Source organism: Microbispora cellulosiformans (assembly GCF_008728085.1).
Lineage (GTDB): Bacteria > Actinomycetota > Actinomycetes > Streptosporangiales > Streptosporangiaceae > Microbispora > Microbispora amethystogenes.
Genome location: NZ_VYTZ01000007.1, coordinates 66,220 through 81,983, shown reverse-complemented (window position 1 = coordinate 81,983; position 15,764 = coordinate 66,220). Strand labels below are relative to the sequence as shown.

Below are 15,764 nucleotides of genomic sequence, written 5' to 3'. Positions count from 1 at the left end.
GGCCGAGCGCGGCCAGCCAGCTCAGCCACCAGCAGGCGAGCGTCGCCCGCCACCGCACGCGGTCGTCCGGCCCACCACCCGGCGCCCTGGTCGCCCTGGCCGCTTCGGGCTGCGAGGCCGCGTGGCCCCCATACGCGGGGTGGTCGTCGTCCCCGGCCGTGCGCCGCGGGCGTCCCGGACCTCCGCGCGCGGGCGCCGGTGTCTCACGCCATGCCAGGTCGGCGAGGATCGGCGGCATCACCAGGTTGATCCCGGGCACGAGACAGGCCACCGCGAGCACCGCGGGCGGTGTGCCCGGCCGTACGAGCCGCAGCCAGGACAGGTAGGCGAACGCGGCGGCCACGGTCGCGCTCAGCAGCACCAGGACCAGCACGGCGAACGCCGTCGCCGCGCCGCTGACGGCCCGCGCGGCGGGAGAGGCGGGGTCGCCGCCGAACGCCGCGATCTGGGCGGCCAGCCGCCTGCCCCTGGCCTGCTCGAACACGGCCAGCGCGGTCAGCGAGACGACCTGGGCGGCGAGGCCCGCGTACACGCCGGCGGCCGCCCGGCTCACCGGTGACGACGTGGACCCCATCTGGTTCTCCCCTCGGCGCCGCTGTGACCTGCCTCACTCTTATCCCGTCCGCGACGCCGCTAATCAGGCCCCGGCTCGTACGCCGGTAGGAGAGGGTTACGTCGTTTGCGGCTCCGGGGGCGGAACATCCCGGGAGGGGGCCGGCGGGAGCGTTCTGAGGCGGAGACCGTAGGCCTTCTCCAGCGACGTGTGCCGCCGGACCCGCCACACGAAATCCTCAAAAAGACCGGCATAGCGGTCGCGCGACTCCCGGATTTCCCGTTCCCTTCTGACGAACGGCTCCAGCGCGTCCCACGCCCTGCTCGCCCGATAGCCGAGAAGCGGGACGACCAGCCCCTCGTCCGCCACCTTCCGCGCGATGAATGCGCCGCATCCGCTGTAGAAGCCGACGACCTTCGTGACGGCGAGAAACGCCTCCTCGGGCAGCAGCATGCAGCCCGTTCCCGGATCGTGCTCGTCCCGCAGTCGCTGGACGACGTACCGCTCGGCCAGCTGGAATTCCGCCGACCGGAATTCTTGAAACAGTTCGACCAGAACGGGGAGCTGGTTGTTGTGGTGCATTATCCGTATCTGCCGCAGTGCCGTCGCGACGGACACGGCGAGCGCGAGCAGAGAGACCGCCAACGTGGCGGCGCCGAGCAGATCCATCCATTCCCTCGCAGCATCGATCCGCCTGTTTCCCCGGCAAACGACCGGATTCGCGGAATCGTTCACCCGAGGAATTCCGGCCGGCGCATTTATCGGACCGTCGTCTCCGAATCCGGCACGACGCCGGCCCGGGCGCGCCAGCGTGGGCCCACGTGCGCGGTCAGGGCGAGTGTCAGCAGCAGGGAACCGGCGCCGGCGAGGGCCATGGCGGCGCCCGTGCTCGTGATCTCGGCGATCGTCCCCGTCAGGGACGCGGCGACGGCCTGCGTCGTCATCATGCCGCTCATGGCCAGGCCGAGGCCCTGCCCGCAGAGGCGCTCGGGCATCGCCAGCACGAGGCGTTCCTGAACGCCAAGAGTGGACCCGAACCCGAACGACGCCACGGCGACCGCGGCCAGTGCGCCCGGCCCGGGAGGGATCGCGAAGAACGCCAGGTAGGGCACCGCGAGCAGAAGGGACAGGGGCAGGATCAGCCGCCCCCTCAGCTCCGGCGTGAGACGCCCCACGACCACGTCGCCGAGGAGCATGCCGGCCCCCGCCGTCACGAACAGCGCGCCGGCGGTGTCCCCGGCGTACGGGACGTAGAGCGCCTCGGCCCCGACGACGAGCCCGTTGGGCAGCCAGTGCGCCAGGAGCAGGCCCCGGATGCGCCGGTCGGCGAAGAGCGTCCGGTTGCCCGCCCACGTGGCTCGCACGGCGGCTCGTACGGCACCCGCGGCGGGACCGCTTGAGGGCCTCGGCCGCAGCCCGAACCAGCTCACCCCGGCGGCGCCCAGCGCGGCGAGGGCCGCGACCAGGAGGGCTCCGGAGACGCCGGCGGCGGTGACCAGAACGCCGCCCGCGGCGAACCCGAGGATCTGCATGACGCCGACGACGATGTTCAGCAGCGCCCGGCCCGGCACGTACTGCTCCCGGCCGAGCACGTCGGCGAGGACGGCCTGCCGTACGGCGACGGCGACGGCGTCGCCGGCCCCGAGAAACAGGATCGCGAGAAGGACGGCCCGCACCGGGAGCACGTCCGACGCCAGGGCGCACAGCGTCACCGCCCTGACGGCCTCCCAGGCGGTGAGGGCCGCGCGCGGCGGAAGCCGGTCGGCCAGGGACATCACCGTCAGGGCGACGATCGCCTGCGGCAACAGCCCGGCCAGGAACGCGACGGCCGACAGCAGAGGCGAGCGGGTCACCGCGAAGACCAGCGACGCCAGCGCCAGTTGCTGCATGGTCCTGCCGGCGATCGTCAGGCTGTGCCCGCCGAAGAGCGCCCGGAACTCGGGCACCCGCAGAACGTCACCGTAACCGACCACGATCGGAATCCTGGGGTAGGCAGGTGAGACAGGGCCATCCTTACGTGTGGAGGCGAAACATGGTCGTGCTGCGGGTCTCGGCGGACGATCTGGTGGGCATCCGGTTCGCCATGTCGCCGATCGGCGAGACCGTCGCGGCGCTGCAGATCCTCGGCGGGCGCAGCCGCCCGGTGGAACTGCGTCCCTGGCGCGAGTACGGCCGCGCCGCCTACGCCGGCCTCTGCCGCCGCGACCCCACCGTCGCCGCCCTGGCCGAGCTGGTGGCCACGACCTCCTGGGTGCCCGACTTCGTCTGCGCGCCGCCGCCGGACCTGCGGACGACCGTCACCCGGGAACTGACCCGCGTCGGTGAGACCCCCGACGAGCGGGCCCGGCACGACCTGGAGGTGAGCAGCGGCGGCCGTCCGCTGGCCGGGAGCCTCTCGGGCCGGGGAGTCGCGAGGCGCGTCGCCGACAGCCTCTTCTCGGTCTGGAGCGAGCTGGTCGAGCCGATGTGGCCCCGCCTCCAGGCGATCGCCGAGCAGGACATGCTCTACCGTACGGGCCTGCTGACCACGCACGGCTGGTCACGGGCGCTGTCGGGGATGAACCTCGGAGTCCGCTGGCGCGGCAGCGACCGTCTTGAGATCGCCGGCATCGGCGGCCCCGACCGCGCGCTCGACGGCGCGGGCCTGACCCTGGTGCCCTGCACGCTCGGCGGACGATGGCTGGCCCTCGATCCTCCGGAGTCCTGCGCGCTGATCTACCCGGCCCGCGGCGCCGGACGGCTCTGGGGCGGCGGCCGCGTCCCGCCGGACGGCGCCGGCCGCCTGATCGGCGAGACCCGGGCCGCCGTCCTCCGCGCCCTGGACCAGCCGTCCACGACCACGCTGCTCGCCCGCGGGCTCGGCCTCAGCACGGGCGGGGTCGGCGATCACCTGGCGGTCCTGTACGACGCGGGCGCGGTGACGAAGATCCGCGACGGCCGGAGCGTGCTCTATCGGAGGACCCCCCTCGGAGACGCTCTCGTCGAGCCCGGAAGGGGACCAGGAGGTAGGGTCTGACCATATTCGGTCCATGTGCGGGCCGACCGTACACGCCGGGAGGGGACGTGCGGGTCGCCCTGTTCGTCACCTGCGTCAACGACACGCTCTTCCCGGCCACCGGGCGGGCGGTCGTGATGCTGCTGCGCCGGCTCGGCGTCGACGTCGAGTTCCCGCGCGGCCAGACCTGCTGCGGCCAGATGCACGCCAACACCGGCTACCGGGACGAGGCCGTACGGCTGGCCCGGCGCACCGTGGCGGTCCTGCGCGGCTACGACGCGGTGGTCGTGCCCTCCGGTTCGTGCGCGGCGATGATCCGCGAGCAGTACCCGAGGCTGGCCGGGCCGTCCGGGCCCTTCGCCGACGCGGTGGCGCGGGTCGTGCCCAGGACGTACGAGCTCACCGAGTTCATCGTCGACGTGCTGGGCGTGACCGACGTGGGGGCGAGCTTCCCGCACCGGGTCACCTACCACCCGACCTGCCATTCGCTGCGCGGCATCCACCTCGGCGACCGGCCGCTGACCCTGTTACGCCAGGTGAAAGGGCTCGACCTGGTGCCGCTGCCCGGCGCGGAGGAGTGCTGCGGCTTCGGCGGCACCTTCGCGCTGAAGAACGCCGACGTGTCGGCGGCGATGTGCGCCGACAAGGTGCGCGCGGTCCTCGACACCGGCGCCGAGGTGCTGTGCGCCGCCGACAACTCGTGCCTGACGCACATCGGCGGCATGCTCGCCCGGCAGAAGTCGGGCGTACGGGTGATGCACCTGGCCGAGATCCTCGGCGCGGCCGAACCGGCGGGCGCCGCCGGGCGAGCGGGGAGCGCCCGGTGAGTGCGGAACGTCCGGTGAGCGTCACCTTCCTCGGGATGCCGGCGACGCGGCCCTTCCCCCGCAACGCCGCGAGAGCCGTACGGGACTCGCAGTTGCGGTTCAACCTCCGCAAGGCGACCCGGACGATCAGGGCCAGGCGGGCGAGCGTGGTCGCGGAGGTGCCCGACTGGGCCGCGCTCCGCGAGGCCGGGCGGGCGATCAAGGACCACACCCTCCGCAACCTCGACCGATACCTGGTTCAGCTGGAGGAGGCCGTCACGGCGGCCGGGGGGCACGTGCACTGGGCCGCCGACGCGGCCGAGGCCAACGAGATCGTCGCCGGCCTGGTGAAGGCCACGGGCGAGACCGAGGTCGTGAAGGTCAAGTCGATGGTCACCCTGGAGATCGGGCTAAACGAGGCGCTGCTCGACCACGGCATCACGGCGTACGAGACCGACCTGGCCGAGCTCATCGTGCAACTGGGCGACGACCGGCCCTCGCACATCCTCGTCCCCGCGATCCACCGCAACCGCGCGGAGATCCGGGAGATCTTCGCCGGGCGCATGGCGGGCTGGGGCCGTCCCGCCCCGGAGGACCTGACCGACGACCCCGCGGCCCTGGCCGAGGCGGCCCGGCTGCACCTGCGCGAGCGCTTCCTGAAGACGAAGGTCGCGATCTCGGGGGCCAACTTCGCGATCGCCGAGACCGGCACCCTCGTCGTGCTGGAGTCGGAGGGCAACGGGCGGATGTGTCTCACGCTGCCGACCACCCTGATCAGCGTGGTCGGCATCGAGAAGGTGCTGCCGTCCTGGCGCGACCTGGAGGTCTTCCTGCAGCTCCTGCCCCGCAGCTCGACCGGCGAGCGGATGAACCCCTACACCTCGATGTGGGCGGGCGCGACGGAGGGCCAGGAGTTCCATCTCGTGCTGCTCGACAACGGCCGCACCCGCGTCCTCGCCGACGAGGTGGGCCGCCAGGCGCTGCGCTGCATCCGCTGCTCGGCCTGCCTCAACGTCTGCCCGGTGTACGAGCGGACGGGCGGCCACGCCTACGGGTCGGTCTACCCGGGGCCGATCGGGGCGATCCTCACGCCGCAGCTACGCGGCATGAGCTCGGAGCTGGACCGCTCGCTGCCGTACGCCTCCTCGCTGTGCGGCGCCTGCTACGACGTCTGCCCGGTGGCCATCGACATCCCGTCGGTGCTGGTCGACCTGCGCGCCCGCGTCCCGCATCCCTGGCCGGAACGCGCCGGGATGGCCGCCGCCGGCTGGGTGCTGCGGCGGTCGGGACGGCTGGCGCGGATGCAGCGGATCGGGGGACGGCTGCGGAACCTCGCGCCCCGGCGGCTTCCCGGGCCGCTGGCGGCCTGGACGGACACCAGGGACCTGCCCGAGGTGCCCCGGGAGTCGTTCCGCGACTGGTGGGACCGCACGGACGGAGGCCGCCGATGAGTCGCTCCCGCGACCTGATCCTCGCCCGGGTCCGCCGAGCCGTCGCCGGCGTGCCCGACGTCGAGATCCCGCGCGCCTACCGCGGCCCGTCCGGGACGCCGGGCGAGATCCGGTTGTTCGAGGAGCGGCTCCGGGACTATCGCGCGGTCGTGCACGTCGTGGACGAGGCGGGCGTGCCGGAGCGCGTCGCGCGGTCTCTCGCCGAGCGCGGGGCGCGGCGGGTCGCCGTGCCCGGGGGGTTCCCCGCGGCGTGGACGGCCGCCGTCCAGGCCGAGCGGGTCGCCGACGAGCCGCCGCCGACCGCCGCCGATCTCGACGCGCTGGACGGCGTGCTCACCACCTGCGCCGTGGCCGTCGCGGAGACCGGCACGATCGTCATGGACGCCGGGCCGGGTCAGGGACGGCGGGCGCTGTCGCTGGTGCCCGACTATCACCTGTGCGTGGTGCGGGCGGGCCAGATCGTCGCCGGGGTCCCGGACGCGGTCGCCCGGCTGGACCCCATTCGGCCCCTGACCTGGATCAGCGGTCCCTCCGCCACCAGTGACATCGAGCTGAACCGGGTGGAGGGCGTGCACGGCCCCCGCACGCTCGAAGTGCTGATCGTCGCCTGATGTCTCGCGGCGACCCCGCGCCGCCGCCCGGCGGTTCTGACGGCCGGACATCGGGCGGAACTCGCCGCGAGCGCCCTGACCGGAGCACGAAGCGGCGAGTGTCAGAAGCGGAGCACGGCGCCGATGCCGTCCGGCGAGTCGATGTGATCGACGAACCACAGCTCCGCGTCCGTCGCGGCCACCGCCCGCGCGATGGCCGCGTCGGCCCGTTCCCGCACCGGCTCCTTCACTCCCCAGGCGGCCAGCTCGGCCGGATCGTCGGACAACTGCGTGGGCTCCGGCCCGATCCACATCGTCGCGGTGGAGGACGGGTCGTCACGCACCAGCACGGTGCTCACCCGCCGGTCGCGCAGCGCGCGGGCCGTCTCCCGCAGGCCCGCCACGGCCGGTCCGGCCGCGAACGCCTCCAGCAACTCCGCGCACCGGCGGTCGACCCAGGCCCGGCAGGCCGCGTCGGCCTCCTGCCGGAAGAGGTGCGGGTCGGCGCCGGGAGCGCGGCTGCCGTGCTCGGCCACCGTCAGCCGCCGTACGACGTCCTTGGCGAGATGGTCGGTCACCAGGGCCCGCGCCTTGGGATCCCCGGCCAGGACCACGACCTCGGCGCCGACGCCGTGCGCCTCCTTCTCCACGACCTCCGCGACGGCCACGGCGTTGCGGCGCCAGGTCTCCTCGACCTCCCGCTCGAAGTTCCGCTGCGACCAGCCGCCCGCTCCGGTCTTCTGGATCGGCCCTTCCGCGACCTCCACGGTCAGCTCGCGCCGCTGTCCGTCGGCCACGACGGCGACGTCGCCTCCGGCCCGGTCGGCCAGCACCTCGATGTGCGGGACGTGCTCGCCGCGCTGCGCGAGCAGCGGCACCACATGGGGGAGCGGCGACCACCGCGCGGTCTCGCGGCGCGGACGGTGGGCGAGCGGTTCGGTGAGCGCGACCTCGCCCTCCCTCGCGAAGACCGCGCGACCGGGCGCCGCCCAGACGGGATCGAGCATCAGCTCCCCGATGGGATCGAGGGCCTCCGGCGGCGCCCCCTCAGCGGCGAGGAGCTCACGCAGGTGAGCCCACCGCCGCTGGACGACGTTGGCCGCTCCCTCGGACGACCGGTCGGTGTCCAGGTAGACCGAGGCGTACGGCCCGCCCGGCTCGTACAGTCCGCGAATGAAGTCGAGTCGCACCGAATCCCCCTACCAGCGCTGGCGTTCCACTCCGAGCCCGAGGGCCTCCGCCACCTCCCCGATGTTGTGGAACCTCATCTCGGGCAGCCGCCGTACGGCGTCGATCACGGCGTCGGGGGCGTTCTTGCGCTCGGCGTGGTCGAGCAGCTTGGCGGGGTCGGCGGGGAAGCCCGCGTCGCTGAGCCAGGTGGCCAGGTGGCTGCGGCGTTCCACATCGGCGGGGGTGATGCCGAGCGGCGTCCCCGGCTCGCGGCCGGGCGGCTGACGGCGCGGTGGCGACATGTCCTGTTCGGGCTGCTGGGTCGGCTCCGTCTCGCGCCACTCCTCGGCCCGGCTGGTCCCGGAGCCCTGCACGAGGCCCTGCGTCTCGTGCTTCTGCTGTTCGTCAAGGCGGCGGCCGTGCTTGTCGCTGCCGCGTTGGATACTCATGACCTCACCTCCCGATTAGGGTCACTGTCGTGCCTCGTACCCGAACCCCCTGCCCCAAACATCGAGAACGGTGACGACGTGCCCTACTTAACCGCCGACGGGCGAAAAATCCCCGTATGTGATGGAGCGATGCGTTGTTCGACGAACGGCTGACGATCAACACCGAGCGGCTGATCCTGCGGCCGTTCGGCCCGGGGGACGCGGGCCAGGTTCGGGCGATCATCGAGGACGGCGCCCACACCACCGCGCTGCCGCCCGGCGCGCCGGGGCACGCCACCGGCATCGGCCAGTGGCTGGCGCACGGCGTGCACGAGCTGTGGCGCTCGGGGCAGGGCATCCACCTGGCGATGCACGCCAGGGACGGGGTGGTCGGATCGATCAGCATGTTCAAGGCCCAGTGGGGCGCGGGCGTCGCCGAGGTGGGGTACGGCGTGCACCCCGCGTACCGCCGCCGGGGATACGCGACCGAGGCGGTGCGGGGGCTCGCCGGCCGCCTGCTGGGGACGGGGGTGCTGCGCCGCGTCGAACTGCGGGCCAACGCCGACAACCTGGCGTCGATCCGGGTCGCGGAGAAGGCCGGCTTCGTCCGCGAGGGCCTGCTGCGCGGCGCCGGGTTCGAGGACGACGGCCCGCACGACCTTGTGGTCTTCGGCAGGCTCCGCGGAGACGAGCGGCAGGCGCCACGCCGCCGGATCGAGAGCGAGCGGCTGGTCCTGCGGCCGTTCGCCCGGCAGGACGCCTTCGACATGGTCGACGCGGTCAGAGGTGACGCGGAGATCGCCCGCTGGATGCCGTGGGCCGAGGGCTACACGCTGGAACGCGCGCTGGAGTGGTGCACCCGCCTCGCGCACGCGCCGGGCCCCGGCTATGGTGGCAACTTCGCGATACAGCCGCGGGACGGGGGACGGCTCGCCGGCGCCGTCGGCGTGCAGCGCGAGGACCACGAGCGCGGCGACGCGGAGCTGGGGTACTGGATCGCGCCGTGGGCCAGGCGCCAGGGGTACGCCGTGGAGGCGGTCCGCATGGCCACCGCGCACCTGTTCGATCTCGGGTTCCACCGGGCCCACCTGCTGGTGGCGACGGGCAACCGGCCCAGCCAGGCGGTCGCGAGGAAGGCCGGGTTCATCGAGGAGGGCATCATGCGGCAGGCACTGCCCGTGCCGGGAGGCTGGGCCGACGCCGTGCTCTTCAGCATCCTCAACGGGGAAATTTCATGGCAATAGGTAAAGAATCGCTCTAGACCCTGGGCCCTCCGGTCAAGAGACCTCCATGATTGGGGCCGAAAGGTTATTCTCGCCTGCCAGAGCGTCCCGCCGGCCGGCGGGAGCGACGGAGCGGCCCGGCCGGGTCGCCGGCCGTCCGGAGCGCACCGGCAGTGAGTGCCGGCGGTGAGTGGAGGCGAGCACGAGCGACTCCATGGGACGAGGAAGCGCCCGCCGTCACGCGTGCCCGGCACCCCGCCCACGGCACGCCCGGCACGACCGGTGAGCGCGGGCGCCGCGGCGGAGGCGGGGAATCGGGGAGAGCGGGGGATCGTGAACGACACGCAGGTCTACGCAGGGGAGATCGATTAGATGAAACCGCCGCTGCTGCTCATCGGCCATGGCACCCACGATGAGACCGGCGTGGCCGAGTTCGGCAGGTTCGTCCACCGGCTCCGCTGCCGCCTCGACGGGCTTCCCGCCGAGGTGAGCGGCGGCTTCATCACGAACGCCCGCCCCCAGCTCGGCCAGTCCATCGCCTCCCTGGTGGCCCGGGGCCACCACCATCTGGTGGCCCTGCCGCTCAGCCTGACCGGAGACCGGCGCGCGCTCGGGGACATCCCCGGCACCATGGCACTCGAACAGGAACGGCATCCGACGCTGGAGTACGACCTCGGCCGCCCGCTCGGGCCCGATCCCCGTGTGCTCAGGCTGCTCGCGGAGCGACTCGCCGACGCCCGCGCCGAGATGCCCCGGTTCGTCGCCGACGAACCGCCCGCCGAGATCACGCCGGGCGAGACCGCGGTCGTCCTCGTCGGGCACGGCTCCACCGATCCCGCCGTGAACGCCGAGGTCCACCGGGTCTCGCGGCTGTTCTGGGAGACCCACGCCGCCGACCTGCTGACCGTGGAGACCGCCTACGTCTCGCACACCCGCCCCGGCGTGCCCGGGGGCCTGGAGCGCTGCCGCAGGCTCGGCGCCAAGCGCGTGATCGTCCTTCCGTACGTCCTGTTCGCGGGCGCCGTCCTCGAACGCATCTGGGCGCAGGCGCTCGCCTACGGCGCCAACCACGAGGGGCTCGACATCCGCTGCGCCGAGGTGATCGGCGACTGCGAGGGCCTCGCCGACGTGGTCATCGACCGGTACGAGGAGGCGCTCGCGGGAGCCGGGCACTCCCCGGCGCCGGTCACCATCCCCGCCGCGACGCGACCGGCCGCGGCGGTTTCGGGCCGCCCGTCCGTCGTCGGGCCGGTCGCCGTGCCCGCGATCGGGACGGCGGCACCGGACGTGCCCGTGATCGAGACGCTCGACGCCGACGCTCTCGACGTGGAGACGTTCGACGCCGAGGTGCTCTCCTCAGAGGCGTTCGACGCGGAGGTCTTCGGCACGGAGGCGTTCGATGCCGAGGTGTTCGACGGTGAGTCGTTCGATGCCGAGTCGTTCGATGCCGAGTCGTTCGATGCCGAGTCGTTCGACGGGAGGACGGAGGCCGCCGCCGAGACCGATACCATGATCGGCGCGACCGGCCACGCCGAGGCCGTCACGGAGATCCGCGGCGGTTCACCCGACGGACCGCTCGCCCAGCCCGGAGTGGCCAGCGCGGTGTAGCCCGGCTCGTTCGGGCGTGCCGGCCGGACTCGGCGATCGGGCGGGCTGACTGTCGTGGGCGGGCGTGACGAGCAGTCAGGCGTGGCGGGCCGGCAGGCCGGCGTACCGGACCGGATCGCTGGTTCAGCCTCGCGGGCCGACGTGGTGGGCTGACACGCCGGAGCCGCGACGAAGCGAGGAGAGAGAGAACATGACGTCCCTCGGCGAGACGCTCGGCGCCGTCCGGCCGGTCGAGCCCGGCCCGATGGCGGAGGCCCGGGCGCATCAGGACAGGCTCACCAAGCCGAGCGGCTCTCTGGGGGTGCTGGAGGACGTCGCGGTCCGGCTGGCCGGCATCGCGGGCGCCTGCCCGCCGCCGCTTCCCGCCCCGGCCGCCCTGGCGATCTTCGCGGCCGACCACGGCGTGCACGCGCAGGGGGTGAGCCCCTGGCCGCAGGAGGTCACCGCGCAGATGGTGGCCAACTTCGCCGCCGGAGGAGCGGTCGCCAACGCCTTCGCCGCGCAGGTGGGCGCGTCGGTGACCGTGGTGGACGTGGGTGTCGCGGCCGACCTGGCTCCCGCCGACGGACTGCTCGTCCGCAAGGTCGCGTACGGCACGGCCGACCTGTCCCAGGGCCCGGCGATGACGCGGGACCAGGCGACCGCGGCCCTGACGGCCGGCGTCGAGGTCGCCCGCGATCTCGTCGCCGCGGGTGCGCGGTGCCTGGTGACCGGCGACATGGGCATCGCGAACACCACCGCCTCGGCCGCACTGATCTGCGCCTTCACGGGCAGGGAGGCCGCCGGGGTCACCGGGCGGGGCACCGGCGTCGACGACGCCACCTATCAGCACAAGATCGAGATCGTCCGGCGCGGCCTGCGGGTCAACGGGATCGCCGAGGCGGAGGCCGTACCCGGCGGCCCGGACGCCGCGCTGCGCGTGCTCGCGGCGGTCGGCGGGCTGGAGCACGCGGCGATCGCGGGTTTCGTGATCGGCGCCGCCGCGGCCCGGGTGCCGGTGATCCTCGACGGGGTGATCGCTGGAGCCTCGGCCCTGGCCGCGTGCGCGCTCGCCCCGGACACCGTCGGATACTGCCTGGCCGGGCACCGGTCGGCGGAGCCCGGGCACGCGGTGGCGCTGACGCACCTGGGCCTGGAGCCCCTCGTCGACCTGCGGCTCCGCCTCGGAGAGGGCACCGGCGGCCTGCTCGCCCACCCTCTCGTCAGCGCGGCGGTGCGGGTGATGCACGAGGTCGCCACCTTCGACTCCGCCGGCGTGGCGGACAAGGGCGATTGAGCCGGTGGAGGACCCGCCCGCGACCCTGCCGGTCTCGTCCGGTGAATGCGGCCGGAGCCCAGCGGGTAGGTTTGCCTCCTAACTATGCACCCTTGACGCAACAGGGAGACTGAGGTCATGGCGCCCTACCTGCTCGGCCTGCGCCTCGACGGGCGGCGTGTGCTCGTGGTCGGCGGCGGACGCGTCGCCCAGAGGCGGATTCCCGCGCTGCTCGACGCGGGAGCCTCCGTCACCCTGATCTCGCCCAGTGTGACCCCCGCGCTGGACGATCTCATCGCCGCCGGGCGGGTGACCTGGGAACGGCGTCCGTACCAGGTCGGCGACTGCGACGGCGCGTGGCTCGTGCACGTCTGCACCGACCACCGCGAGGTCAACACCGCCGTCGCCGCCGAGGCCGAGGCCAAGCGCATCTGGTGCGTCAGGGCGGACGACAAGGACGCCTCCGCCGCCTGGACCCCCGCGCACGGCCGGGTGGACGAGATCGGCGTCGCGGTCACCGCGGGCGGCGACCCCCGGCGTGCGGCGGGGATCCGCGACGCCATCGTCGGCGCGCTCAGGGACGGGACCGTCGACGCCCGGCGGCACCGCACCAGGCCGGTCGGGGTGGCCCTGGTCGGCGGCGGCCCCGGCGACCCCGGCCTGATCACCGTGCGCGGCCGCCAGCTTCTGGCCCAGGCCGACGTGGTGGTGGCCGACCGCCTGGCGCCGCGCGCCCTCCTGGACGAGCTTTCCCCCGACGTCGAGCTGATCGACGCCGCGAAGGTCCCGTACGGCCGGTCGCTGTCCCAGGAGAAGATCAACGAACTGCTCGTCGAGCACGCCCGGATGGGCAAGTTCGTCGTACGGCTGAAGGGCGGCGATCCCTTCGTCTTCGGCCGGGGCGGCGAGGAGATGATCGCCTGCGCCCGCGCGGGCATCCCGGTGACCGTGGTGCCCGGGATCACCAGCGCGGTCGCGGTTCCCGGCGCGGCCGGGGTGCCGGTCACCCATCGCGGCGTGAGCCAGGAGTTCCACGTCGTCTCGGTGCACGTCGCCCCCGGCGACCCGAGGTCCACCGTCGACTGGCCGGGACTGGCGCGATCCGCGGGAACCCTGATACTTCTGATGGCGGTCGAAAGGATCAAGGAGATCGCCGAGGCGCTGCTTCGAGACGGACGTTCGCCGGAAACTCCCGTGATGGTGGTACAGGACGGTACTCTTCCGACCCAGCGAGCCGTTACCGCGACCTTGTCGACGGTGGCGGAACGGGTGACCGCGGCCGGAGTGCGGCCTCCGGCGATCGTGATCGTCGGCGAGGTCGTCAAGGTCGGCCAGGAGATCGAAATGGTGCGAGCGGAGCGGGTTCCGTGAGATCGGCAGCCAGGAAGACGCCCGACCACGGGACCGGCGCGGGTCCGGGCGAGGCCGTGACCGGCGAGCCGGGCGCCGGGGATCCGCCACCCGAGTCGCCGGGGGAGCGGACGGTCGCGTTTCCCCAGATCCGCGACGACGTCCCCGTCCTGCGGCCCGGCGATCCGGAGCCCACGACCCGCCACGCTCCGTCCGAGATCTCCGGCCCCGGCGGACCCGGGACGGACGAGGCCGGGCCCGGCGCGGCGGACGACGGGTCCACTCCGGACGAGGACGGATCTGAGGCGGCGCCCGGAGACGTACGAGACGACGGCCAGGACGACGCCGCCGAGGACGACACGGAGAACGCCGCCGAAGGCGACGCGGACCTGGCGGACGCGGCCGGCGAGGTAGCAGCGGCAGGCGTCGCCGGCATGGAGGAAGACACCCGCGCGACCGGCGCGGAGGACCCGGCAGACGCGACGGACCCGGAAGCCGGGGCCGACCTGGAAGCCGCGGCCGACCTGGAAGCCGAGGCGGGCGCGACCGGCACGGGGGACGGCGAGAACGCCGAGGACGCGGCGGACGGCGAGTACCTGCCGGGCGAAGACGGCGAGGACGCGCCGGGCGAGGACCGGGTCCGCGAGATCCCGATGCCGGAGCCGGTATCCGCCGCGCTGACGGACGCGCTCAACCAGCTTCGCACGGCGGTCAAGGACCTGCACTTCGGCCTCGACGTGCCGGGGTCGGAGGAGGCGCGCAAGGCGCAGGCGGCCGTGCTGGCCCAGCTCGACGACTACGTCATCCCGCGCGTCCACCTGAGCACCGCGCCCGCGCTGATCGTCGTGGCGGGGTCCACGGGGGCGGGCAAGTCCACCATCGTCAACTCGCTCGCGGGACGCCGGGTCACGGCCACGGGAGTGCGCCGCCCGACCACGGGCACGCCCGTGCTCGCCGTCCATCCCGGCGACCTCGAGTGGTACGCGCGGGGCGATCTCCTCGGCGGCCTGGAGAGGCTCGACGAGCCCCCGGCCGAGGCCGCGCCCGGCGGCGTCGTCCTGGTGCCGAGCCCGTCGATGCCCGCGGGGGTGGCCCTGCTCGACACGCCCGACATCGACTCGGTCGTGGAGGAGCACCACGAGATCGCGCACCGCATGCTGGACGCCGCCGACCTGTGGGTGTTCGTCACCACGGCGTCCCGCTACGCCGACGCGCCGTCGTGGGGCCTGCTGCGGCGGGCCAAGGAGCGCCGGGCGCGCCTGGTCATCGTGCTGTCCCGGGTGCCGGCCCGGTCCCGCGACGTCATCATGAAGCACTTCGGCCGGATGCTGAAGGAGTACGGCCTCGGCGACGTCGAGCGGTTCGTCATCAACGAGACGTCCGTCCAGGAAGGGCGGCTGCCCGAGATCGAGATCGCCGAGCTGCGCATGTGGCTGACCGGGCTGTCCGTCGACGACGAACGTCGGGAGGAGGCCGTACGGACGACGCTGAACGGCGTGCTCAACAGCTTCCGCACCCGCCTGCCCGCGCTCGCCCGGCACCTGGAGACCCAGGTCGCGCTGCGCGCCGACCTGCGCTCCGACGTGGACGCGGCGTACATGGGGGCGCTCACGGACATCGACGAGGCGACACGGGACGGCTCGCTGCTGCGGGGCGAGGTGCTCGCGCGGTGGCAGGACTTCGCCGGCTCCGGCGACCTCATGCGCACGCTGCAGCTGCGCCGCGGCGCCAAGGGCCAGCACCAGGGCCCCGAGCGGGTCCGCGGGCTGAAGGCGGCGATCCGCGCCGGCCTCGAATCCCTGGTCACCTCGGCCGTCGAGCGGGCCGCCGAGGAGGTCGTGACCCGGTGGAGGCAGCGCGCGGGCGCGGGCGACCGGCTTGCCGCCACTCCCGGGCTCGGCCGTCCGCCGGAGGACATCGCCCGTAGGACGGTGAGGACGGTCGCCGCCTGGCAGGAGCACGTCACCGAGCTGATCCGCACCGAGGGCGTGACCAAGCGCTCGGTGGCCAAGCTGGTCTCGTTCGACGTGGAGTCGCTTTCGCTGATCTTCATGATCGGCCTGCTCGGCTACGGCGCCACGGACCCGCAGACCGCCACCGGCGCCGCGGCGCTGCCCCAGCGGCTGCTGCGCGGCCTGCTCGGGGCCGAGTCGCTGCGCAGCATCAGCGCCAAGGCCCGCAGCGACCTGCGGGCCAGAATCGGCCTGCTCTTCGACGAGGAGACGCTCAGGTACGTCGACGCCCTCGACAGCGCGGGCATACCGGACGAGGCCGCGGCGACGCGGCTCTACCAGGCGACGTACAACCTCGAGGTCGCACGATGACGGAGCCCATC

13 protein-coding genes are annotated in these 15,764 nt (G+C 73.7%); 9 read left to right on the top strand and 4 right to left on the bottom strand.

Annotated features, from left to right (window positions below):
- Positions 1–670 precede the first annotated feature (670 nt).
- Positions 671–1,222: a DUF4760 domain-containing protein gene (locus F5972_RS20155; RefSeq protein WP_150935152.1), complete on the bottom strand. Its 552-nt coding sequence runs from the start codon at positions 1,220–1,222 to the stop codon at positions 671–673.
- A gap of 89 nt (positions 1,223–1,311) precedes the next feature.
- Positions 1,312–2,526 (bottom strand): MFS transporter, encoded by a 1,215-nt coding sequence (locus F5972_RS20150; protein ID WP_150935151.1) that lies wholly within the window; start codon positions 2,524–2,526, stop codon positions 1,312–1,314.
- A gap of 59 nt (positions 2,527–2,585) precedes the next feature.
- Between F5972_RS20150 and F5972_RS20145 the strand changes: the two genes are divergently transcribed.
- The 4 genes from F5972_RS20145 to F5972_RS20130 are packed head-to-tail and all read left to right on the top strand — an operon-like array spanning position 2,586 to position 6,416.
- A complete protein-coding gene (locus F5972_RS20145; RefSeq protein ID WP_150935150.1) occupies positions 2,586–3,569 on the top strand; it encodes an ArsR/SmtB family transcription factor in 984 nt (327 codons plus the stop codon).
- 47 nt (positions 3,570–3,616) lie between these two features.
- The gene (locus F5972_RS20140; RefSeq protein ID WP_150935149.1) at positions 3,617–4,375 is read left to right on the top strand and encodes a (Fe-S)-binding protein; all 759 of its coding nucleotides are present in this window, start codon (positions 3,617–3,619) and stop codon (positions 4,373–4,375) included.
- 35 nt (positions 4,376–4,410) lie between these two features.
- Positions 4,411–5,805 carry a lactate utilization protein B gene (locus tag F5972_RS20135; RefSeq protein ID WP_404803068.1) on the top strand — a complete coding sequence of 465 codons (1,395 nt, stop codon included), beginning with the start codon at positions 4,411–4,413 and terminating at the stop codon, positions 5,803–5,805.
- Positions 5,802–6,416: a LutC/YkgG family protein gene (locus F5972_RS20130; protein ID WP_150935148.1), complete on the top strand. Its 615-nt coding sequence runs from the start codon at positions 5,802–5,804 to the stop codon at positions 6,414–6,416. Before F5972_RS20135 ends, F5972_RS20130 begins: the two co-directional genes overlap by 4 nt.
- Positions 6,417–6,517: 101 nt before the next feature.
- On the opposite strand, the gene F5972_RS20125 is transcribed toward F5972_RS20130, so the two are convergent.
- On the bottom strand, positions 6,518–7,585 hold the full coding sequence (locus tag F5972_RS20125) for a baeRF2 domain-containing protein (protein WP_150935147.1): 1,068 nt from the start codon (positions 7,583–7,585) through the stop codon (positions 6,518–6,520).
- 9 nt (positions 7,586–7,594) lie between these two features.
- Entirely contained in the window at positions 7,595–8,014 is a 420-nt protein-coding gene (locus F5972_RS20120; protein WP_150935146.1) for a DUF2795 domain-containing protein, read from the bottom strand.
- A 134-nt stretch (positions 8,015–8,148) separates the two neighbouring features.
- On the opposite strand from F5972_RS20120, the gene F5972_RS20115 reads away from it, so the two are divergent.
- From F5972_RS20115 to F5972_RS20095, 5 genes are all read left to right on the top strand, one after another.
- Positions 8,149–9,237, top strand: a complete 1,089-nt coding sequence (locus F5972_RS20115) for a GNAT family N-acetyltransferase (RefSeq protein ID WP_150935145.1) — start codon at positions 8,149–8,151, stop codon at positions 9,235–9,237.
- Between the two features lie 351 nt (positions 9,238–9,588).
- The gene (locus tag F5972_RS38230; RefSeq protein WP_225311677.1) at positions 9,589–10,824 is read left to right on the top strand and encodes a sirohydrochlorin chelatase; all 1,236 of its coding nucleotides are present in this window, start codon (positions 9,589–9,591) and stop codon (positions 10,822–10,824) included.
- 190 nt (positions 10,825–11,014) lie between these two features.
- Positions 11,015–12,100, top strand: coding sequence for a nicotinate-nucleotide--dimethylbenzimidazole phosphoribosyltransferase (gene cobT / locus F5972_RS20105; protein WP_150935144.1), 1,086 nt, complete (start codon positions 11,015–11,017; stop codon positions 12,098–12,100).
- A 117-nt stretch (positions 12,101–12,217) separates the two neighbouring features.
- A complete protein-coding gene (gene cobA / locus F5972_RS20100) occupies positions 12,218–13,450 on the top strand; it encodes a uroporphyrinogen-III C-methyltransferase (protein ID WP_150935143.1) in 1,233 nt (410 codons plus the stop codon).
- Positions 13,447–15,753, top strand: coding sequence for a GTPase (locus F5972_RS20095; protein WP_225311676.1), 2,307 nt, complete (start codon positions 13,447–13,449; stop codon positions 15,751–15,753). Before cobA ends, F5972_RS20095 begins: the two co-directional genes overlap by 4 nt.
- Positions 15,754–15,764 lie beyond the last annotated feature (11 nt).

Coding starts and splice junctions, on each gene's coding strand:
- F5972_RS20155 (WP_150935152.1), bottom strand. CDS start 1,222: ATGGATCTGCTCGGCGCCGCCACGTTGGCGGTCTCTCTGCTCGCGCTC.
- F5972_RS20145 (WP_150935150.1), top strand. CDS start 2,586: ATGGTCGTGCTGCGGGTCTCGGCGGACGATCTGGTGGGCATCCGGTTC.
- F5972_RS20135 (WP_404803068.1), top strand. CDS start 4,411: ATGCCGGCGACGCGGCCCTTCCCCCGCAACGCCGCGAGAGCCGTACGG.
- F5972_RS20130 (WP_150935148.1), top strand. CDS start 5,802: ATGAGTCGCTCCCGCGACCTGATCCTCGCCCGGGTCCGCCGAGCCGTC.
- F5972_RS20120 (WP_150935146.1), bottom strand. CDS start 8,014: ATGAGTATCCAACGCGGCAGCGACAAGCACGGCCGCCGCCTTGACGAA.
- F5972_RS38230 (WP_225311677.1), top strand. CDS start 9,589: ATGAAACCGCCGCTGCTGCTCATCGGCCATGGCACCCACGATGAGACC.
- cobT (WP_150935144.1), top strand. CDS start 11,015: ATGACGTCCCTCGGCGAGACGCTCGGCGCCGTCCGGCCGGTCGAGCCC.
- cobA (WP_150935143.1), top strand. CDS start 12,218: ATGGCGCCCTACCTGCTCGGCCTGCGCCTCGACGGGCGGCGTGTGCTC.